The sequence below is a fragment of the Mesorhizobium sp. M0293 genome (assembly GCF_040321735.1).
Taxonomy (GTDB): Bacteria; Pseudomonadota; Alphaproteobacteria; order Rhizobiales; family Rhizobiaceae; genus Mesorhizobium.
The window spans coordinates 21,583-46,758 of record NZ_JAMYSA010000021.1 but is presented as its reverse complement, the minus strand read 5'-3'; the positions used below and the strand labels follow the sequence as shown (position 1 = coordinate 46,758).

Here is a 25,176-nt window from a genome sequence, read left to right as displayed (position 1 = left end):
AGCACCAGGTGATCTCAGGCAGCCATCAGCCGCTTCACCTTTCTCATATCGTCCAGGAACCGGTCTCGTTCGGCTTGCTTGTCCGCAGGCTCGCGAATGCGCAGGATCAAGGAGGGATGGATGGTGACAAAGACGCGCAAACCGTCCTCGCGCTCGATCACCTGGCCGCGCATCTTCATTACGGGAACAGCCTTTCCCAGCAGCGACGTCGCCGCTGTCGCGCCGAGTGCCACGGCGATGTTCGGCTTGATCAGGTCGAACTCCTGGTCGATCCACCAGCGGCAGGCCTGAATCTCGCCGGCGTTCGGCTTGGAATGGATGCGCCGCTTGCCGCGCGGTTCGAATTTGAAGTGCTTGACGGCATTGGTGACGTAAACTTTCTGACGATCGACCCCAGCATCATCAAGGATGGCGTCGAACACCCTGCCTGCGGGCCCGACAAAAGGCTTGCCGGCGAGATCCTCCTGATCACCCGGCTGTTCGCCGACGAAGACCACCTGGGCATCATCCGGTCCTTCGCCGAACACGGTCTGCGTCGCGTCACGCCAGAGCGGGCAGCGGCGGCAGCTCTTCGCTGCTTCGCGCAATTCCGTGATCGAGCTGGCTTTGGCCTCGTCCGCTGTCGGCTCCGCACGTGCTATAGAAACGCGCCGGGCCGGCATCTTCGCTTCGCGCTGAAGACCTGTGGTCGCCATCATCTTGCCTCGTCCATTTCGATATTGAAATGAACGAGATCGACGATGGTTCCTTTCCTTACACCTCGTGCAGATAGAGGTGGTAATCCAGTTCGCCGACCGTTCGTGCCACACGCAGATATTCGGACTGCTTGATCGCCACGAAGGTCCGGTGCAGGTCTTCGCCGAGCGCTCCCTTCAGGAAGCTGGATGCTCGCGCGGCTTCGATCGCGGCGCGCCAGTCGACGGGCATCGTCGTGCGCGTGACTGCCGCCTCGTAGCCGTTGCCTGTCGTTTCCGGACCAGGATCGAGACCTTCGTCGAGACCCTTGACGATGCCGGCCAGCACCGTTGCCGCGATCAGATAGGGATTGGCGTCGACGCCGGATGGCCGGTGCTCGATGCGCCGGTTTTTTGTGTCGCCCGCCGGCACGCGCAGCGCCACCGAACGATTGTTCACGCCCCAGGTCGGCGCCACCGGCGCGTAGGATTGCGAGACGAAGCGCCGCCATGAATTGGCGTGCGGCGCAAACACCAGCATCGATTCCGCCATCGTCTGGATCAGGCCGCCGAGCCCCTGCAGCAACGGCAGCGACCAGCTCTCGCCGCCGGATTCGGCAAAGACGTTCCGGCCGGCCTTGTCCTGCAGCGAGACGTGGAAATGCATGCCGGAGCCGGCATATTTCTCGATCGGCTTGGCCATGAAACAGGCGGTGACGCCATGCCGGCGCGCCTGCGCCCGCACCAGCCGCTTCAGCATGACCAGGTCGTCGGCCGCCCGCATCACGTCCTTGCGGTAGTTCAGCGTCAGTTCGTATTGGCCCGGCGCATATTCGGAAATCACCGTCTCGGCCGGGATTCCTTGCGCCTTGGCGGCCGCATAGATGTCGGAAAACAGCGGCTCCATGCCGTGTAGATGATCGACGGAATAGACCTCGGTCTTGCCCGAGACACGGCCGTCGAGCACTGCGCGCGCCGGCTGCACCTTGCCGTCAGCATCGCGCTCATTGGCAAGGAGAAAAAATTCAAGCTCGAAGGCGCCCGCCGGATAGAGACCCTTGGCCGCCAATATGTCGACCTGCCGGGCCAGCGCCAGCCGTGGGTCGGAGGACATCGGCCGGCCGTCGAGCATATACATCGCCATCAGCAACTGGCCGCGCGGTGGGTTCGTGCCGTAGAGCGGCACCAGCGTGCCGGGAATCGGCCATGCCCTGAGGTCGCCGTCGCCGGTGGTCCAGATCAGCCCGGTCTCATGTACATCCTCGCCGGTGATGTCGAGGCCGAGGATCGAGATCGGCATATGGCGGCCGCTCTCAAAGATGCTTTTCAGCTCATGCCGGCGCACGATCTTGCCGCGGCCGACGCCATTGGCGTCGGTCAGCACGATATCGAAGGCTTCGACCTCGGGATGGGCATCGAGAAAGGCTTGCGCCTCGGTGGGCGTCGAGCCCGAAGGTGAGGTCATCATGGCATTGGGGTGGTCCATCGCCGCTTGTCTCATGCCGCAAGCTTTGCCGCAACCGCGCCGAAGGCGGCGATCAGCCGGTTGACCTGGGCACCCGACGTCGCCGGCGAGATCAGCATCATGTTGTGGAAGGGTGCGATCAGCACGCCACGATTGACCAGCGCGACATGGATGGCGGCCTCCAGTTCGGGTGCATGCGCGATCTCCGCCTCGGCGCCATTGCGCAGCGGACCGGGCGCGCAAATGAACTCGACACGCGCGCCGACGCGGGAAACGTGCCAGGGCAGGCGATGGCGCTCGATCACGCCGGTCAGCCCGACATCGAGCCGCCGCGCCAGATGGTCCATGCGGTCATAATTTTCCTGCGTCATCACCTCTTCGAGCGTGGCGCGCATCGCCGCGAACTGCAGGGGGTTGGCCGAGAGAGTCGTGCCCATGCCGGAATAGCCCGGCTCCTTGGTCCTGTTGTAATCCATGTAGCGTGAGGCGACGTCGTCGCTCATGCCCCACACACTTGCCGGCACGCCGCCGGCGATCGGCTTGCCCAGCACGAAGAAGTCCGGGTCGAGACCATACTTCCTCGTGTAGCCGCCTGGGCCGGTCGAGATCGTATGCGTCTCGTCGATCAGAAGCAGCGTGCCGGCCTGGCGCGTCAGTCTGCGCAGCGCGTCATGGTAGCCCGGATCGGCCAGCACCATGCAGGAATTGGTCAGCACCGGCTCGGTGATGACGCAGGCCACATCCTTGTCCCTGAGTGCGGTTTCGAGTGCTGAGACATCGTTGAACTCGATAACCTTGGCCGTACGGGTCAAATCACGGAATTCGCCCGCCAGCCCCGGCCGGTTGACGGGCTTGCCGTTGACAAGCCGCACCATCGTCTCGTCGACCGAGCCGTGATAGCAGCCGTTGAAGACAAGGATTTTCTCACGGCCAGTGACGGCACGGGCCACCCGCAGCGCAAAGCGGTTGGCATCGGTCGCGGTCGTCGCGATCTGCCAGAACGGCAGGCCGAAACGCTGCTGCAGCAGCGGCCCGATGGCGACCGCGTCTTCGGAGGGCAGCATATAGGTCAGGCCGCGCCCGGCCTGGCGGCGGATAGCGCGCGCCACCGGCGGCGGCGAATGGCCGAACATCGAGCCGGTATCACCAAGGCAGAAATCATCGAGCCTGATGCCGTCGATGTCGGTGATGGTCGCGCCCCTGGCGCTGTCGACCAGGATCGGAAACGGCGTCGGCCAGTCATTCATCCAGTGCATCGGCACGCCGCCGAAGAAGCCGGGCAGGCCGTTGCCGACCTTGGCTTGCGACTTGGGCCGCGCCTTGCGGAAGGCAGCGCCTTCGGTCTCGCGCAGTTCGGCAATGCGGTCGCGGCCGATGCCGCCGATGGCCGTCTTGGAAGTGTCGCGGAGCATGAAAATCCCTCTGGTCTGTCCCTCTTAGCCAATGAATGTCCGCATCCGCAATTGGCCGCGCGTCTGTCCTGCATTGGCTCAGCCTTTGGCAGCGTCGCTTGACCGTGCCGCCGAAGTCAGCGCCAATATGAGCGGGAACTAAGGTAGGGGAGCAAAAATGCGGATGATCATCTGTATGGCAACGCTTCTGTCGTCGGCCAGCGCGGCTTTCGCCTCAGGCGGCATCTGGTGCAACGTTGACGATGCGGCTGTGGCATTCGACGTCGGCGCCGGCGTCACCAGAGGCATGGGCGGCCCGACCTTCAACTTTCGCGGCGATCTCGAAATCAAGGCAAGGCCGGTTGACGATCATCTGCGCAAGACGGTGTTCGAGGATTCCAACCTCACCCAGTACTGGCTGGACGGCAAGGAGTTGCGGCTGAACATCTACCGGGAGCATCAGCTCGCGGATACCTACAACTATGTCGAACTGACGATCCTGACCAAGACCAGCGACGAAGGCGTCTATAACGGCCAGTACACGCTTGCCGTCTATGACAATCCCGCCGACGTGGACAAGGACGGCAAGCCGGTCGAACTGACCGGCAAGGTCTCCTGCGGGGCCGAATAAGTCCTGAACTAAGGTGCGTTCAGATTCAGGTCAGGCCGGCATCACCTGAATATCAACACGCCTTACGCCGTGATGTCGATGACGCCGCAATCTCCGGCGGCACTGCCGAAGGCGACACGGCGCTCTTCCTTATCCCACATCATCGAGGTGATGGCGCCCTTGCCCGGTCGCCGCAACAGCACTTCCTTGGCGTCGGCGAACCGCACCGCCATCACCATGCCGTCATCATAGCCGACGGCGACGACATCCTGGCTCGGGTGGCAGGCGACAGCAGTCACCATGGCGTTGCCGCGCGTGCCGAGCTCCAGCGGGGCCTTGCCCATCGGGCCATCCTTGCCTGAAAACGGCCAGACGATCGCCGCCGGCGCGCCGGAACTCGCCAGCCACTTGCCCTTCACGCTCCACGACAGGCTTTTGACCTTGCCGGGATAACCGCTCATGCGCATATGCTTGCCGTCTGCGAGCTTCCAGCCGTGCAATGCGTTTTCCTGCATGGTGGTGACCAGGAAGGCGCCATCGGGCGAGAAGGTGATGCCGGTGTGGGCGCCGGCCCATTCGAGCTCCACCGGCTTTCCCTCGGCGGCCGGGAAATGCAGCGTCGCGCCATTGTAACGGGCAACGCCGAAGCGCATGCCCTTGGGCGAGAAGGCCAGCCCCTCGACCGAACGCGGATGGACGAACTCCCTGGTCTTGCCATCGGCAAAGCGCACGAAGGCGGTCTTGCCCGTCGCATAGGCGATCGCGCCCTGCGGCCCTGCGGCGACGCTGGTGATCCATTTCTTTCCGGCACTGGTCAGTTCGGTGGCCTCGCCGCCCGTTTTCACGGCAAACACCTTGCCATCCTCGCCGCCGGTGATCAGCCGATCGTTGGCCGCATCATGGAAGGCGGCGAGCAGTCCGTCATTGGCCTGGATTGTCTTGTGGCCATGGTCAAGCCGATGGACGGCGCCGTCGGCCATCGCGAAATGCGGCACATCGCCAAGGAAGACGGCGGCGATGCAATGGCCTTCGAGATCAAGCGGGGCGACTGTGGGCATGGGTTATCTTTGTTCGGCTGGACGAGATTGCAGAGGCGGCTTACTCGACGTTTCCCGCTCCGGCAACCATGGTGGCAACCGTAAGGGTGGAATCGAAGGTTACCCGACCGCGCTGTTCTGCGATCGGCTTCCACACCAAGAGGGAAACATCACAGCGTGTTCGGCAACATCGCTATCGCTTTGCGTAGCTTGGCGTTGGGCTTGGGCGGGCGCTCGAGCAGATCGAGGATACGCGCGAAATCGGCAGCAGATACCGTCACTGCCTCGGCCGCGTCGATCGCGGCCTGGGTTTCATGCTCAGTTTTGCAATCGGCGGATCTAGGCATCACTTCCTCCCTGCCAAACAACCATTACGCCTGGCAGGCGTCAAAACTCTTCTTCAGCCGCTCGGCATCCAGTTCGCGGCCGATGAACACCAGCCGGCTCTCGTGCTTTTCGCCGTCCTTCCAGGCGCGTTGGTGGTCGCCCTCGATGATCATGTGCACACCTTGGATGACATAGCGCTCATCATCGCCCTTGAGCGCGATGATACCCTTCAGCCGCAGGATGTTGGGGCCTTCCATCTGCGTGATCTTCTCGATCCACGGGAAGAATTTCTTCGGGTCCATCTCGCCGCCGCGCAGCGACACCGACTGCACCGTCACGTCATGGATGTCGGAAGCATGCGCGTGATGGTGGTGGTCGTGTCCGTCATGATCATGGTGATCGTGGCCGTCATGGTCGTGATCGTGGTCATGATGATCGTGATCGTCATGCGCCTCGAGGAAATGCGGATCGTTTTCCAGCGCCCTGGACAGGTCGAAGGCGCCGCGGTCGAGCACTTCGGACAGGGCGACGCCAGCTCTCGTCGTGCGATGGATCTTCGCGGCCGGATTGATGGCTCGGATCGTCGCCTCGACCTTGGCGAGTTCTTCCGGAGTGACGAGGTCGGTCTTGTTGAGCACGACGACATCAGCGAAAGCAATCTGGTCCTCGGCTTCCCTGGAGTCCTTGAGCCGCAGCGGCAGGTGCTTGGCGTCGACCAGCGCCACCACCGCGTCCAGCCTGGTCTTGGAGCGCACGTCGTCGTCCATGAAGAAGGTCTGCGCCACCGGCACCGGATCGGCGAGCCCGGTGGTCTCGACCACGATGGCATCGAAGCGGCCGGGCCGGCGCATCAGGCCCTCGACGACACGGATCAGGTCACCGCGCACCGTGCAGCAGACGCAGCCATTGTTCATCTCGTAGATTTCCTCGTCGGATTCCACGATCAGGTCATTGTCGATGCCGATTTCGCCGAACTCATTGACGATGACGGCATAGCGCTTGCCGTGGTTTTCCGACAGGATGCGGTTGAGCAGCGTCGTCTTGCCGGCGCCGAGATAGCCGGTAAGAACGGTTACGGGGATCTGCGTCTGTGCGTCGCTCATGGCTTGCCTCGAACTATCTGGGCCTCGAAAGATACGGCCCTCGAAAAAGGGCCGGCTCTCGAAAAAGGGATTGTCGGCTCCATATAGGATGTGCGCCGGACTTTTGCACGGGGCAAACCGATGGGCCAAACCGGCTTGCCGACATTACCGAATTTTGACTGGCGAGAGCCGCTATGACCACCTGGATCAGGACGCGGGAGGCCAATTCGAGAGGCATGATATGTCCGGCAAGCCATCCTCCTCATCGTTCAGCCGGCGCCAGGCGCTCGGTTTGATCGCGGTCACCGCCGGCGGTGGTGCCTTCCTGCCTGCCGCCGCAATGGCCCAGTCGTCGGCGACCCAAGCCTCGCCCTATGCCGGACTGGCCCTGTTCGAAACCGGCGCGGGCGTGTGCACTATTACGCCTGAAGTGACCGAGGGGCCGTACTATTTCGATCCGAAACTCGAACGTGCCGATGTCACCGAAGACAGGAAGGGCATAGCCCTTGCTGTCCGGTTGCAGGTCGTCGACGCGACCTGCCGCCCGCTTGCCGGCGCTCGCGTCGACATCTGGCATTGCGACGCGCAAGGTGCCTATTCCGGCTATCCGGGGCAAGGTGACGGCAGGGACGTCGACACGTCGGGCCAGACCTTCCTGCGCGGCTGGCAGAAGACCGATGCAAGCGGCATCGTTTCCTTCGCCACCATCTATCCCGGCTGGTATCGCGGCCGCACCACCCATATCCATTTCAAGGTTTTCCCCGACGACAGTTCGGTGATGACCGGCCAGTTGTTTTTCCCCGATGGTCTGAGCGAGCAGATATTCACCACGGTCGCGCCCTACAATGACCGGCCCGGCAAGCGCGACACCTCGAATGCCAGGGACGGCATCGCCAGGCGGGCCGGACCGCAATCGCAGGCCGCACTGCGCGAGGTGGAGGAAGCCTATCAGGCGCTGATGATCGTCGCGGTGAAGCCCGGCTGAGCGGCATTCCCTCACGCGCCCTGCCCACGGCCAAAACTGCGGCCGTGAAAACTCGTTTGTCATCTAACTGAAATAAACATCTGGCATTAGCCACGGCGGACACCACAATGCTTGCCGGCAAAGCTGTTTGAAGACCGGAATCTTTTTGATCGTCGATTGCCAACCGGCCGGCTGTCTCTATGCTGCCCGCACCGGTACGGCCGAAGAGGGATGACCATGGCCAAGGCGGACAAGACTGCGACAATGAGCCGGCTGCATTCGGCGGCGAGGCTGGCAAGAACCGCGCTGGCGGCAAGGCTTCTGGCGCACGGCTTCTATGCCGGCCAGGATCAGATCATGCTGTCGCTCGACCGTGAAGACGGCCAGACACCTGGCAATCTGGCCGGACGCCTCGGCGTGCGCCCGCCAACCATCACCAAGACCATCAACCGGCTGCAGGCCCAGGGGTTCCTGGAGAAGCGCGCCTCGGAGGCCGATGCCCGCCAGGCGCATATCTTCCTCACCGACACCGGTCGCGACATCATTCACGCCATCGAGAAATCGGTGAAGAAGACCGAAAAGCAGGCGCTGAAAGGCCTCGACAAGAAGGACCAGAAGGCACTGTTCAAGCTGCTCGCCCGCATCGAGGCCAACCTCTCGAACGAAGATCTGGCGTTGATCGACGACGACGCCGAGACGGACGACTGATCGACGCATCGGGCGGCAGGCGATCAGGCCGCCGTTGCGGCGGATCCATGGATCAGCGACGACCAACGCCCCGGCGTCATGCCGAACGCCTTCTTGAACTGCCTGATAAAATGGCTCTGGTCGCTGAAGCCGGCTTCGACCGCGATCTGCGCCAGTGGCTCGCCGGCGGCGATCATCCGCCGCGCGCTCTGAAGCCGGCGCATCACCAGGAAGCGATGCGGGCTGGTCGAGAAGGCGGCGCGGAAATGCCGTGACAGGGCATATCGGTCGAGCCCGGTGACCGCTTCCAGTTCGCCCGAGCGTACGGGACGGGCTAGGTTTTCCGTCAGATAGTCACGCGTCAGCATAGCTGCCCGCCACGCCGTCTTGGTCATCGGCTTCGCCGGTTGGCCGGCATGCCGTGTCAGGCTTTGCATCAGTTGCGTCAGGAAGTCGTCGACGAATAACTCGTCGAGTTCCTGCTCCAACGGCCCCAGCGCCGAAAGCAGCGTTGCGCAGAACGTGGCGTCCGTCACCACGCCATCCCCGACAAACGGCAGCGACGCGCCGCCAAGGCAGTCAAGCATCAGTGACGGCTCCAGATAGAGCATCCGGTAGCGCAGGCCGTCCTCGGTACCGGCACCGCCGTCATGCAACTCGTCGGGATGCAGCACGATGATCTGGCCGGGCAGGCTGTGGCGCGCCACACCGAGATAGCGAAACGTCTGCACCCCGTGCAGCGTCACCCCGATCGCATAGGTGTCGTGGCGATGCAGGTCGAAGGCGCTGCCATGGAAGCGCGCCTCGATCCGCTCCATGCCGGCGGGGTCGGAGGCCGAGATGATGCAATTTTCCGCCGCATCCGCGCACAAACGTCCAAGACCCCTAAAGGCCTGGCTGTCTAGATCGTGCGACATCGTCTCCTTCAGCCTCGCATTGAGGTGCAACTTCGAATGGTCAATGTCTCATGTTCGATATGAAATTTGCAATCGTACTGCGGGAAGATCTGCCGGTCTGGCAGAAACTCAACGTCACCGCCTTTCTGACCAGCGGCATCGTCGCGCAGTTTCCGGACATCATCGGCGAACCCTATCGCGATCGCGCCGGCAATCTCTACAATCCGCTGTCGATCCAGCCGGTCATCGTTTTGTCCGCCGACCAGGCGACGCTGGGCACGATCCACCGGCGCACGCTGGAGCGCGGCGTGACCACCTCGCTCTATGTCGAGGAGATGTTTTCGACCGGCTTTGACGCGGCCAACCGTGCCGTCTTTGCCGAATTCGCGCCTGAGGACGCCAAGGTGGTCGGGATCGCGCTTCGCGCCGACAGGAAACTGGTCGACAAGATCACCAAGGGCGCCCGTATGCACGCCTAGTCCTTCAGACATTACGCCTGCCGGCGGCTCTTGTTGTGCCAGTCGGCTTTCGTGTCGCGACAGCCGACAATGGACTTGCCGGGAGCCGGCAATTCCCGCAAAGGTGGGGTTCAGCCCAGCTCCCACCCGGCCTGCAAGTGAGTGCTCCCCAAAGACATCTAGAAAGCGCGACGCCGCCGGTGGCGATCCTGTGCATGCTTTCCACCTATGTCTTCTTCACCTTCCTCGACACCAGCAGCAAATATCTCGTCCTCGCCGGTGTTTCGGTGCTGATCGTCGCCTGGGTGCGCTTTGCCGTGCATGTCGTGCTGGTCGGCATGCTGCTGCGCGGTTGGCGCCAACCAACGCGATTTCGCCCGGTCAATCTGCCGGCACATGTCCTGCGCGGCCTGTTCCTGTTCGGATCGACCATATTCAACGTCCTCGCGCTCAGATCCCTGCAGCTGGCCGAGACCACCTCGATCTATTTCTTCGGGCCGATGGTGATCACGGCAATGGCCGGTCCGCTGCTTGGCGAGTGGGCGGGCTGGCGCCGCTGGCTGGCGATCCTGGCGGCCTTTGCCGGGGTTCTCATCATCACGCGGCCAGGCGTCGGGGTTTTCGGCATCGGACATCTCTTCGCGCTCGGCTCGATGCTGTCGAACTGCTTCTACGTCATCATGACCCGCCGTATGTCGGCGACCGAGACGTCGGAGAGCCTGATCCTGTTCTCGGCGCTGGCACCGGCGCTGCTGCTGTTGCCCTTGCTGCCGTTTTCGTTTTCGCTGCCGCATGACGGCTGGCACTGGTTCGTGCTGCTCATGCTCGGCGTGTTCGGCGGCGTCGGCCACTGGCTGCTGGTCCAGGCCTACCGGCTGGCGACGACCACGGCGTTGGCGCCCTATCCCTATTCGCAGATGGTATGGATGATCATTTCCGGCTGGGTCGTCTTCAAACAGTTTCCCGACCGCTGGACACTGGTCGGCGCCGCCATCATCGTCGCCAGCGGCCTCTACATCGTCCACCGCGAGCACCGGCTTCGGCTGCAGAGCCGCGCGGCCTCGGATGTCGAGGCTGAAGCGCTGGCAAAAAAACTTTGATTTGCCCCCGATCGGTGGCATAACGCGGCCTTTAAACAGTTTAGGTTCGCATTCAGGTCGTTCGGGGAGCGCAAGGCGCTGGCACAAAAAATCAAGCTTTCGACGATCGCGGATGCGCTCGGCGTGTCCACGGCCACGGTCTCGCTGGCGCTGCGCGATAGCCCTCTGGTCGCCGGGACCACCCGCGACCGCATCAAGGAACACGCCCGCGCCATCGGCTATATCTACAACCGCCGCGCCGCCAGCCTGCGCACCTCGCGTTCGGGTATCGTCGGTGTCGTCGTCCACGACATCATGAACCCGTTCTTCGCCGAGATCCTGCGCTCGATCGAAAGCGAGCTTGACCGCAGCCGGCAGACCTTCATCTTGTCCAACCACTACGATCAGCTCGAAAAGCAGCGCACGTTCATCGACACGCTTTTGCAGCTCGGCGCCGACGGCGTCATCATGTCGCCGGCCATCGGCACACCGGCTTCCGACATTGTCATGGCCGAGGAGAACGGCCTGCCGGCGGTGCTGATCGCGCGCACCGTCGAGGGCGCCGACGTGCCGGTCTTTCGCGGCGACGACTCTTATGGGACAGGCCTCGCCACCAATCATCTGATCTCGCTCGGCCACAAGCGTATCGCCATGATCGGCGGCACCGACCAGACCTCGACCGGCCGCGACCGCTACCAAGGCTATGTCAACGCCATGGACGCGGCCGGGCTGGAAGTCAGGCCATCCTGGCGCATCGCCGGCCCGCGCACCAAGCAGGCCGGTTTCGAGGCCGCCGGGCAGTTCCTGGCGCTGAAGGACAGACCGACGGCTGCCTGCTGCTGGAACGACCTTGTCGCCATCGGCCTCATGAACGGCATTGCCCGAGCCGGCCTGGTGCCTGGCGTCGACATCTCCGTCACCGGCTATGACGATCTCGAAGAGGCGGCGATCGCGACGCCGGCGTTGACCACCGTCTGGAACGGACAGCGCGAGGTTGGCCGCCGCGCCGCCAGCGCGCTGCTCGACAAGCTCAACGGGCAGACGGTGCGGCCCTCGCAGGAATTGATCAAGCCGGAACTGCATGTGCGTCAGTCGACCGGCAAGCCGGTGGAGCGTGCATGACTAAGGCCGAACAGTTACAGACCGTCGCCATTCTGGTGCCGGGCGATTTCAACGATCATGCGATCGACCGCATCGATCACACATTCAGGCGTGTCCCGATCGAACGCGCCGATCCGTCCCTGGTCACCGACGAGATGCGCAGCAACGTGCGTGGCATCGCTTCATTTGCCGGCATCAACGCGGCAATGATGGATGCGCTGCCCAATCTCGAACTCATCGCTTCCTTCGGCGTCGGCTATGATTCGGTCGATGTAGGCCATGCGGCGGCGAAGAACATCATGGTCACCAACACGCCTGACGTGTTGACCGAGGAGGTCGCCGACACCGCCATCGGGCTGCTGATCAACACCATCCGCGACCTGCCGCGTGCCGAAACCTGGCTGCGTGACGGCAACTGGCTGCGCAAGGGCAACTATCCTTTGAGCCGGCTGACCTTGCGCGGGCGAAAGGTCGGTATCTTTGGCATGGGCCGCATCGGGCAGGCCATCGCCCGACGTCTGGAAGCCTTTGGCTTGCCGGTCGCCTACCACAATCGGCGCCATGTCGAAGGCCTTTCCTATCAGTATCACCCGACGCTGAAAGGGCTTGCCGAAGCCGTCGATACCCTGATTTCGGTTGCGCCAGGCGGCGCCTCGACGGAGAAGGCGGTCAATGCCGAAGTCCTGTCGGCGCTCGGCGCCAACGGGGTCTTCGTCAACATCGGCCGCGGCAGCACTGTCGATGAGACGGCGCTTGCGGCAGCACTTGCCACCGGCACCATCGCCGCTGCCGGCCTCGATGTCTTTGCCGACGAACCGAACGTGCCCAAGGCGTTGCTCGACGCGCCCAACACCTCGTTGTTGCCTCATGTCGGTTCGGCTTCGGACCACACGCGCCGCGCCATGGCGGATCTGTGCGTCGACAATCTGGTGTCCTGGTTCACCGAGCGCCGGCCGCTGACACCGGTGCCGGAGACGGCGAATGTGAGGGCTAGAAACTGATCGGTGGCCGCCACATTTATTAACGTCAGCTTAACCCTTTGGAATCATTGTTCAACCTGTCCGTGTACGTGGATGAAGAATGATGAAAGCACTTTCCGCATTGATCGCTGCCGCAGCGCTGTTTGGCGGCGTTCAGTTGTTTCATGGCGGCAGCAGTGAAAGTGCCGCCGACGAGGTCGCGCCTTCCAACAGCTACAGGCTGGTCGCCAATGGCGATGAGGCGGCCTGTGCAGTCAGCCGCGGGGCCGAAATTTCGGACGGCCTGTCCCTGCTCACCGTTGCTCCGAAATGCCGTCGTCTCCTGCCGGGTATAGAACAGGCGAAGTTCTGGCGTGAGCAAAACGACGGCTCGGTTGCCTTCAGCGCCAATGGCATCGATCCGATCGTCACCTTCGCTGTTGCGGACGGCGACGGCTATGAATCCTATGCCCAGGCGGCGCCACTTCTGTCACTGGCGGCCGCCGGTGGTTCGGAATCCGGCGACTGATTATTCCGCTGCGGCTCGCGCTCCGGCTTTCGCCGCCGCATGCAACCGCACGGCATCGCCGAAGGCGCGGAAAATCTTCACTGAGTTGCTGTCCGACTTGACCCAATATTCCGGATGCCATTGCACGCCGACGGCGAAGGCGCGCGAGTCGCGCACCGAAACCGCCTCGACCGTGCCGTCGTTGGCGACCGCCTCGATCTGCAGCTTCGGGCCGAGCCGGTCAATCGCCTGGCGGTGCAACGAATTGACCTTGATGTCGCCGGCACCGAACACGCCGGCCAGGCAGCTGCCTGGCTTGATCGAAATCGTCTGGTGGATGGCGAAGCGTTCGTCCTGCTTGTCGCTCACCGGCGCGCGGTGGTCGAGCGAACCCTCGCGCTCCTGAATCTCGGTGCCCAGCGTGCCGCCCAGCGCCACGTTCATCTCCTGGATGCCGCGGCAGATGGCGAGCAGTGGCACGCCGCGCTCGATCGCCCGGCGGATCAGCGGCAGCGTCGTGGCGTCGCGCGCCGGATCATAGGGGCCGTTGGCTTCGCTGGCATCGCCGCCATAAAGCGAGGGATGCACATTGGATTTCGAGCCGGTGACCATGACGCCGTCGACCGACGACAGAAGTTCGTCGAAGTCGAGCCGGTCGCCGAACGACGGCACCAGCAGCGGGAACACGCCGGCGCCGGTGATCGCCGCTTCCAGATATTGCTGTGGGGCGGCATGCCAGGTGTAGTTGTCGAACTGACGGACGTCGGTCGATATGGCGACGAGCGGCTGATGCATTTTTGGCTCTGTTTTCCAGCTGGGCAAGGGATGTACTGCCTCTAAAATAGGCGATCCCTGGATATTTTTCCATGACAAGTTTCAGCATGTCGCATGGGCCACGGAACGGCCCGTTAGACTATAGTTGCAGGGCAGCTGGGCTTCGCCGTCAAATCGGGCTGGCATGCTGGACTCGACTTCTTGCCTGTGTATTGTTTCGAGCGAACCGATATGGGAATCGAGGATATCCCCGAACGTCGGTCTGTTGATCCAAAAGGGAGGAACTTCATGGATCGTCGTTCATTCATTCGCAAGGCCGGTGTCACCGGCGTCGGTGCCGCAGCGGCAGCGGCCACGCTGGCGGCGCCTGCAATAGCCCAGTCCAATCCCAAGGTGACGTGGCGGCTGGCATCGTCCTTCCCGAAGTCGCTCGACACCATTTATGGCGGCGCCGAGGTGTTCTCGAAGATGCTGTCGGAGGCCACCGACGGCAACTTCCAGATCCAGGTCTTCGCCGCAGGTGAACTCGTGCCAGGCCTGCAGGCCGCCGACGCCACCACGGCCGGCACGGTCGAAGCCTGCCACACGGTGGCATATTATTACTGGGGCAAGGACCCGACATGGGCGCTCGGTGCGGCGGTTCCCTTCTCGCTCAACGCACGCGGTATGAATGCCTGGCACTATCATGGCGGCGGCATCGACCTGTTCAACGAGTTTCTCGCCACGCAGGGCCTTTTCGGCCTGCCGGGCGGCAACACCGGCGTGCAGATGGGCGGCTGGTTCCGCAAAGAAATCAACACGGTGGCCGACCTTTCCGGCCTCAAGATGCGCATCGGCGGTTTTGCCGGCAAGGTGGTGCAGAAGCTCGGCGTCGTGCCGCAGCAGATCGCCGGCGGCGATATCTATCCGGCGCTGGAAAAAGGCACCATCGACGCCGCCGAATGGGTCGGCCCCTATGACGACGAGAAGCTCGGCTTCTACAAGGTCGCGCCCTACTACTACTATCCCGGCTGGTGGGAAGGTGGCCCGACCGTCCACCTGATGTTCAACAAGGCGAAATACGACGAGCTTTCGCCGACTTACAAATCGCTGTTGCGCACCGCGGCACAAGCCGCCGACGCCAACATGCTGCAGAAGTACGATTATCTGAACCCTGCGGCGGTGAAGCGGCTGGTGGCCGGCGGCGCGAAACTGCGCCCGTTCAGCCAGGAGATCATGGTCGCCTGTTTCGAAAAGGCCAACGAGGTCTATGCCGAAATGGAAGCCTCCAACGCCCCGTTCAAGAAGATCTGGGAATCGATCAAGGGCTTCCGCAAGGAGCATTATCTCTGGGCGCAGGTGGCCGAATACAATTACGACACCTTCATGATGGTCCAGCAGCGCAACGGCAAGCTGTAGCGCCATCTGAGAGACCTCGGGCTTGCGCCGGCTAAAGTCTGCGCCGCCCCTCATCCGCCTGCCGGCACCTTCTCCCCGTATGGTGACGGGGAGAACTGGCAGCGGCCGCCGCGCCACTGCAACGCGGGTCATTGGCGAAATCGGCGATGAAAGCATCCTTCTCCCCGTACGGGGAGAAGTGCCCGGCAGGGCGAGGGGCGGCGCAGACGCTTGTAACTAACAATCTGGGGCGGGTAGCCACTCAGCTTCGGCGGGGCACCACCAGCACCTTGACCTCGCCGGGCGCTTGCGGATTGGCAATCACCGCAGCCGCGTCCTCGAGCGCCACCTGCCTGGAGATCAGCCTGTCGATCTCGATCGTACCGGAAGCGATGAGTTCGGCGGCGCGGCGATGAGTGTAGGGATTGAGGAAGGAACCGAGCACCTTCAGTTCCCGGAACAACAGGTCGAAGGGCTCGAACTCCGCTTTCATGCCTTGCGGTGTCACGCCGACGATGACGACGGTACCACCGGCGCGGGCCATGCGCATTGACTGCTCGACGGTCTCTCGCACGCCCGCGCATTCGAAGACGACGTCGACGCCACCTGGCACGAGGCCCGCTGGCCCGGCGATGGCATCGATGACATCCGTAGCGCTCGGATCGACCGTCGCTGTGGCGCCGAGATCTTCGGCGAGCGCGCGCCGCGAGGCTTGCCTGGTCGACAGGATGACGGTCGTGGCTCCCGCCAGTCTTGCTAGCTGCACCGTGAGCAGGCCGATCACGCCGCCGCCAAGCACGACCGCCGAGCTGCCTGGTCTGATCGCGGCAAGGTCCACGCCATGCAGGCAACAGCCGAGCGGCTCGCAGAACGCACCGTGCATGGGATCCAGGCCCGCGGGCAGGACAAAAGCCTGCTTCTGCGGCAAGGCAAGATATTCGGCAAAGCCGCCGTCGCGATGGATGCCGATGGCCCGCAGATTGCTGCACAGGTTGACCCGCCCGGCATGACAATGCGCACAACGCCCACAGGCGATGTTGGGGTCGCCGGTGACGCGATCGCCGACGGCAAAGCCGGATACGGATTTGCCGATCGCCTCGACGATGCCGGAGAATTCATGGCCGGGCGTCACCGGCGGCGTGCACGGAAATTCGCCGTGAAACAGATGCCGGTCGGTACCGCAGACGCCGCAGGCTTCGATGCGCACCAGAAGGTCGTCCGGCCCGATGTCAGGCTTGTCGACTTCGCGCAGCGCGATGCTACCCACCGCCTCCAGCCGAACCGCCTTCATCACAGTCGCCATGGCGGTCTCAGTTGAAGCTTGGCGGTTGCGACAGATCCGGCTGCGGTGCTGCCGGTTGGGCCGGCGGCGCCTCGCCGAAGCTCGGCGGTTGCGACAGATCGGGGGCAGCGGGAGCGGCCGGTGCCGTACCACCCGGCTGTGTACCGAGCGGCGACAGGCTGGGGGCCTCCGGTACCTTGTAGTCGATCGTGCCGGGATCCACAACGGTGCCTTTGTAATGCATCACCATTTGCGGGAAAGTGATGGTCAGCCCGATCATGATCACCTGTATGCAGACGAAGGGCACCGCGCCCCAATATATCTGCCCGGTGGTCACCGGCGCGATCTGCTTGCCGGTGAGGCGGTCGAGATAGGGCACTCGGGCGGCGACCGAGCGCAAATAGAACAGCGCGAAGCCGAAAGGCGGATGCATGAAACTGGTCTGCATGTTGACGCCCAGAAGCACGCCGAACCAGATCAGGTCGATCCCGAGCTTGTCGGCGGCCGGCGCCAGCAGCGGCACGATGATGAAGGCGAGCTCGAAGAAATCGAGGAAGAAGGCGAGGAAGAAGACGAGCATATTGACGCCGATCAGGAAGCCGACCTCGCCGCCCGGCAGCGATGTCAGCAGGTGTTCGACCCAGATGTGGCCGTTGACGCCGTAGAAGGTCAGCGAGAACACTCGCGCGCCGATCAGGATGAACAGCACGAAGGACGACAGCCGCGTCGTCGAGGTCAGCGCCTGCTTGACCACGTCCAGCGACAGCCGGCCCTTTGCCGCCGCCATGATCAAGGCGCCGACGGAGCCCATGGCGCCGCCCTCCGTCGGGGTGGCGATGCCGAGGAAGATGGTACCCAGCACCAGGAAGATCAGCGCCAGCGGCGGGATCAGCACGATGATCACCTGCTGCGCGAGCCTCGACATCATGTTGAAGTTCAGGCCTTTGTCGGCAATGGCCACAATGTAGATGAAGAGCACCCCGGCAGTGGCGCCGAGAATGTCGGCATTGTCGCCATGCGCCGGCGCGAGATAACGATACGCCGCATAGGAAACCGCTGATGTGACCGCCAACGCCACCAGCAAGGACATCACGCCATGGCCGAGCTTGCGGGCCTCGAGCGGCAGCGCCGGCATCGAATTCGGCCGGATGAAGGACATGATCAGGATGTAGGACATATACAGCCCGGTGAGCACGAGGCCCGGGATCAGCGCGCCGGCATACATGTCGCCGACCGAGCGGCCGAGCTGGTCGGCAAGCACGATCAGCACCAGCGAGGGCGGGATGATCTGGGCGAGCGTGCCAGACGCCGCGATGACGCCGGCCGCCACGCGCCGGTCATAGCCGTAACGCAGCATGATCGGCAGCGAGATCAGGCCCATGGCGATGACGGAAGCGGCTACCACGCCAGTGGTCGCCGCCAAAAGTGCGCCGACAAAGATCACCGCATAGGCGAGGCCGCCGCGGATCGGCCCGAAGAGCTGGCCGATCGTGTCGAGCAGATCCTCTGCCATGCCCGATCGTTCAAGCACAATGCCCATGAAGGTGAAGAACGGAATGGCCAGCAACGTGTCGTTCGACATTACCCGGCTGCCGTAGAAATTGTCCGGCAGTGCGTGCAAAAGCGGCCAGGCGAGGTTGATCGAGCCACCGGAATAGGGCGAGAGGAGCACGCCTATGAAGAAGAACATCAAGCCGTTCGCGGCCAGCGAAAAGGCGACGGGGTAGCCGATCAGCAGGAAGATGATCAGCGAAGCGAACATGATGGGCGCCATGTTCTGGGCGATGAACTCCATCACGAGCGCACCTCGTCAGCCAGTGCCTTGGCTTCGAGCTCGGCCTGCTCATGCACCGATATGAATGGATTGGGATCGTCCATGTCGCCGCGCATGATGGCCATCTTCTTGATGATCTCGGATATGCCCTGGAGCGCGAGCAGGAAGAAGCCGACCAGCAGGATGGCTTTGGCCGGCCAGATGATCAGCCCGCCGGAATTGTTGGACATCTCGCCGCTGCGAAACGAGAGTGACACATAGGGAACGAAATAGATCACCATCAGCGTCACGAACGGCATCAGGAAGAGGATATGACCAAGCAGGTCGATCCAGTGCTGCACACGGCGCGTGAACAGGCCGTAGACGATGTCGATGCGGATATGTTCGTTCTGCCTCAGCGTATACGCGGCGGCCAGCATGAAGGCGGCGCCGAACAGATACCACTGCAGTTCGAGCCAGGCGTTCGAGGATATGTCGAACACCTTGCGGATGATGGCATTGGCGGCGCTCACCAGGATCGCCAGCAGGATCAGCCACGACACCCATTTGCCGATGAATTCGTTCGCGCGATCAATGGTTCTGGATAGAGCGAGCAGCTCTGCCATGCATTCCTCCCTTGTACCGGAGGCGTGCCGGCTTCCCCTTCTTGTCCGTCACGCCGCGTGGTCCAACGGTATGCCGCGCGTGGACTGACGGGTCAACAAGGATAGCGGCGGCAAAATATCATTGCACCGAAGAGCTGGGCGGATACTGGCTCTCTGCCCCCGCGTCATGCAACCAAAGTCTGATGCGGTTCAGGCGATCTTGCCGGTGTCGCGGCCGGCGCCGATCAGCACTAGGATCGCGACCAGGAAGAGATACATCCACGCATCGCGCCATTCGACCGGGAAGTAGCCGGCCCACAGCGATTCGGCCATGCCGAAAGCCGCCGCGCCCAGAGCCGCCCGCGGCGGCGAGAGATAGCCGCCGACCGCCGTCACGAACAGGATTTTCAGTCCGTAGACGAGGCCGGAGCCGAAGCTGACATTGCCGTAATAGAGGCCGGCCATGACGCCGGCCAGAGCGGCGCAGAAACCGCCGAACAGTACCGCACGCCGGAACACCGCGCGCACGTCGACGCCGCACATCGCCGCTGCCCTGGGATCGTCGGAGACGGCGCGCCAGCGCCGGCCGAAGCTCGAACGGGCAAATGCCCAACTGGCAAGCGCGATTGCCGCCAGCACCACCGCGCAATCGATGAGCTGGATGAGTGTCAGCGTCGCCTTGAAGGTCGCGCCCTGCGCGAAAACGATGGGCTGCGCCAGCATAGGCGGCAGCCATAGGTCGTGTGTATCAGCGGCGATGCGGCTTGCTTCCGACAGGACCAGTAATATGCCCAGCGTCGTCACCACGATCGCGTTGGGTGTACGGTCGGCCAACGGTTCGAAGACGCTGCGCGACAAGACGTGGCTGAGCAGCGCGGCATAGAGGAATGCCGTGACGACGCCGAGCGCCACCGCCGCAAGCAGTGTCAGCCACAGCACCTGATAGCCGAAGGCCGCGGTGAGGATCATCATCTGGCCGCAAAAGGCGAACAGCGCACCATAGGCGAGGTTGGTGCGGTGCAGGATGCCGTTGGTCAGCACATAGCCGAAGGCGAGCAGCGCATAGAGCGCGCCCGAATGCAGTCCGTTCAGCACCTGTTGGAAAAAGTAGAGCATGCAAAAACCTCGAGGCATGTCGCCCAAAAGTGCGAAGCGGTTTTGGGACAACGACATGCTCAAAACAAGGCTGCGGAGACCGCGCCTAATAGAGAAGTTGCATCGCTGAATCTAACTTGTCAAATGCGATTTATCGGTTAGATTTCCGGCATGACGGTATCCTGGACTCCGCACCGCTTCACCGGCGGCCTGCTTGCGCTCGACACGGCGAACACCGTCGTGCTGCGCGGCGATCCGCAGAGGTCCTTCGACCGCTTCGATGATCCGGCCGAGATTGCCCGCTTCGCCGATGCGGCGAGCCGCTTTCGCGCAGCCGAGCTTGGTGGCAGGCCGCTGGCAGCACCGTTACCGGAGACGATTGCACCTGTCGTGCTGTCGATCCGCGAGGCGACGGACCGGCTGTTTCGCGGTGCGGTGTCGAAGGGCTCGGTTGCTGCCTCCGATCTACCGGGATTCCTCAGAGCCTGCGCCGATGGCCTGGCCGACAGCACGACCGAGATCGGTGCGCCGGGAAGGCCGTTCGGCGATCCGGTGACGCCGCTCGCCTTCGAGACGGCGCTGGCGGTTTCGGCGCTCTCGCTGCTGCGCGACGATACCGCCGCAAGGCTCAGGATCTGTCCCAATTGCACCTGGCTGTTCGTCGACAGGAGCCGCAATTCCAGCCGGCTCTGGTGCGACATGGCGGTGTGCGGCAACAGGCAGAAGGCAAGTCGTCACTATCGTCGCCGCCGCATGGCAGCCAATGAGGTCAAGGATGCTTAGAGCGTTTTCCCGTTCGATCATTGTCGGCGCGGTACTCGTTGCCGCCGTCGCGCTCGGCGCCTGCCGCGATACCGGCGATGACCAAGGCAAGCTGTTCGAGATTTCCGGCAAGATATTCGTCTTCAACTACCGCTTCGCCAGGGCGACCTATGTGGTGACGCTGCGGCCGCTGAAGCCGATGGCAGAGGGTCAGATGGCGGTCGCCAGTTTCCAGGATCCCGCCGGCGGCGCGCCATTGGTGGTTGAGCAGAAAGTGTGGCCGAAGCTTAACAAGGTGACCCTGGAGAGCCCGGCGCTGACCTGCGTCGTCAAGAACAAGCCCTATGCGATTGCCATCAGCATCAAGGGGACCGACGGCGCGGTCCTGCAGAAGATCGACACCACGTTGATGTCGACCGAAGACCAGTCAGTGCTGCCCGACCGGCCTTTGGTCATCGACCAGCTCTATACCGCCAATCCCGATCTCGCCGGCCATCCCGACGGCAAGCTGCCGGGCGAGCCGAAGCCGGATTGCTCGAAGGGCAGCTGACGCGTCGCTTCCAGCCCTGATCGCTGCTGAAATTTTCGTGCGCCGGAAACGCCCGCGGATCGGTTTCGTGCCGGATTCAAGATGGCCAGGGACTGTTCGTCGCGCGTTGCCTGGCACCTGCGATTTTGTTTGACCTGCCTTGCAAGGGAAGAAAGGATGCGTCATCCGACCCCGACGTTGGCTGCCTGCCCCCGTGCGGCCTCCGCAGAGGAAATTCCTGATGACGCTGCATGACGTCGCGCTCGACGACAAGTTCGATCTCGCAAAGGAGCGCATCTTCCTGTCCGGCGCGCAGGCGGTCATCCGCATGCTTCTGATGCAGCGCGAGCGTGACCGCCGCGCCAGCCTAAATACGGCCGGCTTTGTCTCCGGCTATCGCGGTTCGCCGCTCGGCGGCCTCGACATGCAGCTGTGGAAGGCCAAGAAGCAGCTCGCCCAGGCCGACATCGTCTTCCAGCCAGGCCTCAACGAGGAGCTGGCCGCCACCGCTTGCTGGGGCGCGCAGCAGACGGAACTGCTGGGCGAGGGCACCCATGACGGCGTCTTTTCGGTCTGGTACGGCAAGGGGCCGGGCGTCGATCGCTCCGGCGATGTGTTCCGCCATGCCAATCTCGCCGGATCGTCGAAACATGGCGGGGTGCTCGCCTTGATGGGCGACGACCATATGGCCGAATCGTCGACCAACGCGCATGCCACCGAATTCCTGTTCGTCGACACGATGGTTCCGATCCTCAACCCGGCCGGCGTCCAGGAGATCATCGATTACGGGCTCTACGGCTTTGCCATGTCGCGCTTTGCCGGCACCTGGGCGGCGATCAAATGCGTCAAGGACAACATCGAATCGACAGCCTCGGTCGATGCCTCGCTCGAGCGGCTGAACATCGTCGTGCCGGATTTCGACATGCCGCCCGGTGGTCTCAACATCCGCCACGAGATCGACATGCTCGGCCAGGAGGAGCGGCTGCATGAGCATAAGCGTGCCGCGGCTTCCGCCTTCATCCATGCCAACGGGCTGAACCGCATCGTCTATTCGGGCGGCCGCAACCCGAAGATTGGCATCATCACGCTGGGCAAGAGCTATCTCGACGTTCGCCAGGCGCTTGAGGACATCGGCATCGACGAGGCGGCCGCCAACCGCATCGGCGTGCGGCTGTTCAAGGTCGGCTGCCCTTGGCCGCTCGACCTGCATCATATCGCCGACTTCGCCCGCGGTCTCGACACCATCATCGTCGTCGAGGAGAAGCGCTCGCTGATTGAGGTGCAGCTGCGCGAGAGCCTTTACGGTACCGCCACGCAGCCGGTCATTATCGGCAAGAAGGACGAGCGCGGCGACTGGCTGTTCCCGGCCAAGGGCGCGCTCGACCCCAACGAGATCGCCATCGCGCTTGGCGAGAGGATCGTCAGGACCATCGGTCCGTCCGAGGAAATCTCGGCCCGAGTGGCCAAGCTGCGCCAGTTCCAGGCAATGCTCGCCGACGCCACCGACATCGGCTCGCGCACGCCATTCTTCTGTTCCGGTTGCCCGCACAATTCGTCCACCAAGGTGCCGGACGGCTCGATCGCTGCAGCCGGCATCGGTTGCCACTTCATGGCGCTGTGGATGGACCGCAACACGCTCGGGTTCACGGCGATGGGCGGCGAGGGCGCGCAATGGGTCGGCCAGGCGCCGTTCTCCAAGCGCGAGCACATCTTCCAGAATCTCGGCGACGGCACCTACAATCATTCCGGCACGCTGGCGATCCGCTTCGCGCTGTCGACCGACGCCAACATCACCTACAAGATCCTCTACAACGATGCCGTCGCCATGACCGGCGGCCAGCCGCACGAAGGTGGCCTGACCGTCGACATGATCGCCAGGCAGGTGCGGGCCGAGGGCGTCGCCCGCATCGCCGTCGTCACCGATGAGCCCGACAAATATGCCGGGAAGGTCGAATTCCCGGCCGGCGCCACCATCCATCACCGCGATGACCTCGATCTGGTCCAGCGCGAACTGCGGGACGTCAAGGGCGTCTCGGTGCTGCTCTACGACCAGACCTGCGCCGCCGAAAAACGCCGCCGCCGCAAGCGCGGCACCTTTCCCGATCCCGACAAGCGCGTCTTCATCAACGAACTGGTCTGTGAAGGTTGCGGCGATTGCGGCGTGCAGTCGAACTGCGTCTCAATCCAGCCGGTCGAGACGGAATTCGGCCGCAAGCGCAGGATCGACCAGTCGAGCTGCAACAAGGATTTCTCCTGCGTCAACGGCTTCTGCCCGTCCTTCGTCACCGTGCACGGCGCCAAGATCCGCAAGGCCGAAGGCCTTGCCGGCAAGGCCAACCCGCTCGACGGCGTACCGACGCCCGCCGAATTCCCGCTTGGCGAACAGGGCTGGGCGGCGATCATCGACGGTGTCGGCGGCACCGGCGTCGTCACGGTCGGTGCGGTGCTCGGCATGGCCGCCCATCTCGAGGACAAGGGCTGCGGGATGATCGACATGGCCGGCCTCGCCCAGAAGGGCGGTTCGGTGTTCACGCATGTCCGCATTGCCCGCACTCCGGACGACATCCATGCCATCCGCGTCTCGGCCGGTAAGGCCGATCTCGTGCTTGGCTGCGATCTCGTCGTGTCGGGCGCCAAGAAGGTGCTGACCGCGGTGCGCGAGGACCACACTATCTTCCTCGCAAACACCGCCGAGATCATGCCCGGTGAATTTGCCCGTTCGGCTGATTTCTCGTTGCCGATAGAGCGGCTGAAGAAAGCGATCCGCACCGCTGCCGGGGACGACAAGGCGCATTTCTTCGACGCCACCCGCACAGCCACGGCACTGTTCGGCAACTCGCTCGGCGCCAACATGTTCATGCTGGGCTTTGCCTTCCAGCACGGCGGCTTGCCGCTGTCCGCCGAAGCGGTCGAGAAGGCGATCGAGCTCAATGGCGAAGCCGTGGCGATGAACATTGCCGCCTTCCGCTGGGGCCGTCGTGCCGCCCATCAACCGGACTTCGTGCGCGGCCTTGTCGCCCAGCCGGGCCCAACCGTCGCTGGAAAGCCCGGTCAGCCTGGGACGGTTGCCGAGACGCTGGACGACATCATTGGCCGCCGCGCCGCCTTCCTGACCGCCTATCAGAACGCCGCCTATGGCAAGCGCTACTCCGAAAGACTGGCCGTTTTGCGCGCCGCCGAAGCGAAGGCCGTGCCTGGTTCGACCGCGGTGTCGGAAGCCGCCGCGAAGAACCTGTTCAAGCTGATGGCGATCAAGGACGAGTACGAGGTGGCGCGGCTCTACACCGATGGCTCGTTTGCCGCCGAATTGGGCAAGCAATTCCAGAGCTACGACAAACTCGAATTCCATCTCGCACCGCCGATCATGGGCCGCCGCGGCAACGACGGCAAACCGAGGAAATCGAGCTTTGGCCCCTGGATGATGAAGGGTTTTCGCGTGCTGGCGGCGATGAAGGGCCTGCGCGGCACGGCCTTCGACCTGTTCGGCTACACCGCCGAGCGGCGCATGGAGCGACAGCTTCTGGCACAGTACGAGGCGGATCTGGAGCTAATCGTCAAATCGCTGGCGCCGGGTAAGGCCGATGCGGCGGTTGCCCTTGCCTCGGTGCCGGCCCTCATTCGCGGCTATGGCCATGTCAGGCAGGCCAGCGCCGAAAAGGCAGCCGGCGAGCGCTCCCGGTTGCTCCAGCGCCTTGCAAACGCACCGGCGGGGCCGGCACTTCAGGCCGCCGAATGAAGGCCTTGTTTACCTGAAGCTTGAT

Annotated in this window: 23 protein-coding genes and 1 pseudogene; 12 read left to right on the top strand and 12 right to left on the bottom strand. The window is 63.4% G+C overall.

Translation table 11 applies throughout. The annotated features are described in order from the left end of the window. Window positions 1-14: 14 nt before the first annotated feature. From NKJ06_RS10875 to NKJ06_RS10865, 3 genes are read right to left on the bottom strand one after another with little or no spacing between them, the layout of a single operon-like run. Window positions 15-695 (bottom strand): UdgX family uracil-DNA binding protein, encoded by a 681-nt coding sequence (locus tag NKJ06_RS10875; RefSeq protein ID WP_502905608.1) that lies wholly within the window; start codon window positions 693-695, stop codon window positions 15-17. 58 nt (window positions 696-753) lie between these two features. Next, window positions 754-2,139 (bottom strand): glutamine synthetase family protein, encoded by a 1,386-nt coding sequence (locus NKJ06_RS10870; protein ID WP_502905607.1) that lies wholly within the window; start codon window positions 2,137-2,139, stop codon window positions 754-756. Window positions 2,140-2,171: 32 nt separating this feature from the next. Further along, window positions 2,172-3,551 (bottom strand): aspartate aminotransferase family protein, encoded by a 1,380-nt coding sequence (locus NKJ06_RS10865; RefSeq protein WP_352809772.1) that lies wholly within the window; start codon window positions 3,549-3,551, stop codon window positions 2,172-2,174. Window positions 3,552-3,708: 157 nt separating this feature from the next. Between NKJ06_RS10865 and NKJ06_RS10860 the strand changes: the two genes are divergently transcribed. Then, window positions 3,709-4,161 (top strand): hypothetical protein, encoded by a 453-nt coding sequence (locus NKJ06_RS10860; RefSeq protein ID WP_352809771.1) that lies wholly within the window; start codon window positions 3,709-3,711, stop codon window positions 4,159-4,161. 62 nt (window positions 4,162-4,223) lie between these two features. Here the strand turns inward: NKJ06_RS10860 and NKJ06_RS10855 are convergent, their stop codons facing one another. The 3 genes and pseudogenes from NKJ06_RS10855 to NKJ06_RS10845 all read right to left on the bottom strand — a co-directional run bounded on the left by NKJ06_RS10855 (window position 4,224) and on the right by NKJ06_RS10845 (window position 6,607). Next, on the bottom strand, window positions 4,224-5,198 hold the full coding sequence (locus NKJ06_RS10855; protein ID WP_352809770.1) for a WD40 repeat domain-containing protein: 975 nt from the start codon (window positions 5,196-5,198) through the stop codon (window positions 4,224-4,226). Window positions 5,199-5,347: 149 nt separating this feature from the next. Beyond that, window positions 5,348-5,491 (bottom strand): annotated as a pseudogene (locus NKJ06_RS10850) (type II toxin -antitoxin system TacA 1-like antitoxin); the annotation flags it as partial. A gap of 57 nt (window positions 5,492-5,548) precedes the next feature. Next, the gene (locus tag NKJ06_RS10845; protein ID WP_352809769.1) at window positions 5,549-6,607 is read right to left on the bottom strand and encodes a CobW family GTP-binding protein; all 1,059 of its coding nucleotides are present in this window, start codon (window positions 6,605-6,607) and stop codon (window positions 5,549-5,551) included. A 220-nt stretch (window positions 6,608-6,827) separates the two neighbouring features. Between NKJ06_RS10845 and NKJ06_RS10840 the strand changes: the two genes are divergently transcribed. Further along, window positions 6,828-7,571 carry an intradiol ring-cleavage dioxygenase gene (locus NKJ06_RS10840; protein WP_352809768.1) on the top strand — a complete coding sequence of 248 codons (744 nt, stop codon included), beginning with the start codon at window positions 6,828-6,830 and terminating at the stop codon, window positions 7,569-7,571. Between the two features lie 216 nt (window positions 7,572-7,787). Next, complete coding sequence (locus NKJ06_RS10835) at window positions 7,788-8,258, top strand: MarR family winged helix-turn-helix transcriptional regulator (RefSeq protein WP_352809766.1); 471 nt, start codon at window positions 7,788-7,790, stop codon at window positions 8,256-8,258. Window positions 8,259-8,281: 23 nt separating this feature from the next. On the opposite strand, the gene NKJ06_RS10830 is transcribed toward NKJ06_RS10835, so the two are convergent. Next, complete coding sequence (locus NKJ06_RS10830) at window positions 8,282-9,154, bottom strand: AraC family transcriptional regulator (RefSeq protein ID WP_352809765.1); 873 nt, start codon at window positions 9,152-9,154, stop codon at window positions 8,282-8,284. 50 nt (window positions 9,155-9,204) lie between these two features. Here NKJ06_RS10830 and NKJ06_RS10825 point away from each other — a divergent pair, with 50 nt between their 5' ends. The 5 genes from NKJ06_RS10825 (at window position 9,205) to NKJ06_RS10805 (ending at window position 13,259) form a co-directional block, all read left to right on the top strand. After that, the gene (locus NKJ06_RS10825) at window positions 9,205-9,612 is read left to right on the top strand and encodes a DUF2000 family protein (RefSeq protein WP_352809764.1); all 408 of its coding nucleotides are present in this window, start codon (window positions 9,205-9,207) and stop codon (window positions 9,610-9,612) included. 194 nt (window positions 9,613-9,806) lie between these two features. Then, on the top strand, window positions 9,807-10,691 hold the full coding sequence (locus NKJ06_RS10820; protein ID WP_352809763.1) for a DMT family transporter: 885 nt from the start codon (window positions 9,807-9,809) through the stop codon (window positions 10,689-10,691). A 78-nt stretch (window positions 10,692-10,769) separates the two neighbouring features. After that, complete coding sequence (locus NKJ06_RS10815; protein ID WP_292180338.1) at window positions 10,770-11,792, top strand: LacI family DNA-binding transcriptional regulator; 1,023 nt, start codon at window positions 10,770-10,772, stop codon at window positions 11,790-11,792. Then, entirely contained in the window at window positions 11,789-12,772 is a 984-nt protein-coding gene (locus tag NKJ06_RS10810; RefSeq protein ID WP_352628243.1) for a 2-hydroxyacid dehydrogenase, read from the top strand. The genes NKJ06_RS10815 and NKJ06_RS10810 overlap by 4 nt, the downstream gene beginning before the upstream one ends. Before the next feature lie 82 nt (window positions 12,773-12,854). Then, complete coding sequence (locus NKJ06_RS10805) at window positions 12,855-13,259, top strand: hypothetical protein (protein WP_352628369.1); 405 nt, start codon at window positions 12,855-12,857, stop codon at window positions 13,257-13,259. On the opposite strand, the gene NKJ06_RS10800 is transcribed toward NKJ06_RS10805, so the two are convergent. Further along, entirely contained in the window at window positions 13,260-14,033 is a 774-nt protein-coding gene (locus NKJ06_RS10800) for a gamma-glutamyl-gamma-aminobutyrate hydrolase family protein (RefSeq protein WP_352628242.1), read from the bottom strand. It abuts the gene before it with no gap. A 267-nt stretch (window positions 14,034-14,300) separates the two neighbouring features. Between NKJ06_RS10800 and NKJ06_RS10795 the strand changes: the two genes are divergently transcribed. Then, window positions 14,301-15,410: a TRAP transporter substrate-binding protein gene (locus tag NKJ06_RS10795; protein ID WP_352628241.1), complete on the top strand. Its 1,110-nt coding sequence runs from the start codon at window positions 14,301-14,303 to the stop codon at window positions 15,408-15,410. Window positions 15,411-15,651: 241 nt separating this feature from the next. On the opposite strand, the gene NKJ06_RS10790 is transcribed toward NKJ06_RS10795, so the two are convergent. The 4 genes from NKJ06_RS10790 to NKJ06_RS10775 form a co-directional block, all read right to left on the bottom strand. Then, window positions 15,652-16,680, bottom strand: a complete 1,029-nt coding sequence (locus tag NKJ06_RS10790; RefSeq protein ID WP_352628367.1) for a zinc-dependent alcohol dehydrogenase family protein — start codon at window positions 16,678-16,680, stop codon at window positions 15,652-15,654. Between the two features lie 19 nt (window positions 16,681-16,699). After that, window positions 16,700-18,466 (bottom strand): TRAP transporter large permease, encoded by a 1,767-nt coding sequence (locus NKJ06_RS10785; RefSeq protein WP_502905606.1) that lies wholly within the window; start codon window positions 18,464-18,466, stop codon window positions 16,700-16,702. Further along, window positions 18,466-19,050: a TRAP transporter small permease subunit gene (locus NKJ06_RS10780; protein WP_352628239.1), complete on the bottom strand. Its 585-nt coding sequence runs from the start codon at window positions 19,048-19,050 to the stop codon at window positions 18,466-18,468. Before NKJ06_RS10780 ends, NKJ06_RS10785 begins: the two co-directional genes overlap by 1 nt. 189 nt (window positions 19,051-19,239) lie before the next feature. After that, on the bottom strand, window positions 19,240-20,145 hold the full coding sequence (locus NKJ06_RS10775; protein ID WP_352628238.1) for a branched-chain amino acid ABC transporter permease: 906 nt from the start codon (window positions 20,143-20,145) through the stop codon (window positions 19,240-19,242). 150 nt (window positions 20,146-20,295) lie between these two features. Between NKJ06_RS10775 and NKJ06_RS10770 the strand changes: the two genes are divergently transcribed. The 3 genes from NKJ06_RS10770 (at window position 20,296) to NKJ06_RS10760 (ending at window position 25,151) form a co-directional block, all read left to right on the top strand. After that, window positions 20,296-20,907, top strand: coding sequence for a CGNR zinc finger domain-containing protein (locus NKJ06_RS10770; protein ID WP_352628237.1), 612 nt, complete (start codon window positions 20,296-20,298; stop codon window positions 20,905-20,907). Then, entirely contained in the window at window positions 20,900-21,436 is a 537-nt protein-coding gene (locus NKJ06_RS10765; RefSeq protein ID WP_352809762.1) for a hypothetical protein, read from the top strand. Before NKJ06_RS10770 ends, NKJ06_RS10765 begins: the two co-directional genes overlap by 8 nt. Before the next feature lie 220 nt (window positions 21,437-21,656). Beyond that, window positions 21,657-25,151 (top strand): indolepyruvate ferredoxin oxidoreductase family protein, encoded by a 3,495-nt coding sequence (locus NKJ06_RS10760; protein ID WP_352628235.1) that lies wholly within the window; start codon window positions 21,657-21,659, stop codon window positions 25,149-25,151. The last annotated feature ends 25 nt before the right edge of the window (window positions 25,152-25,176 follow it).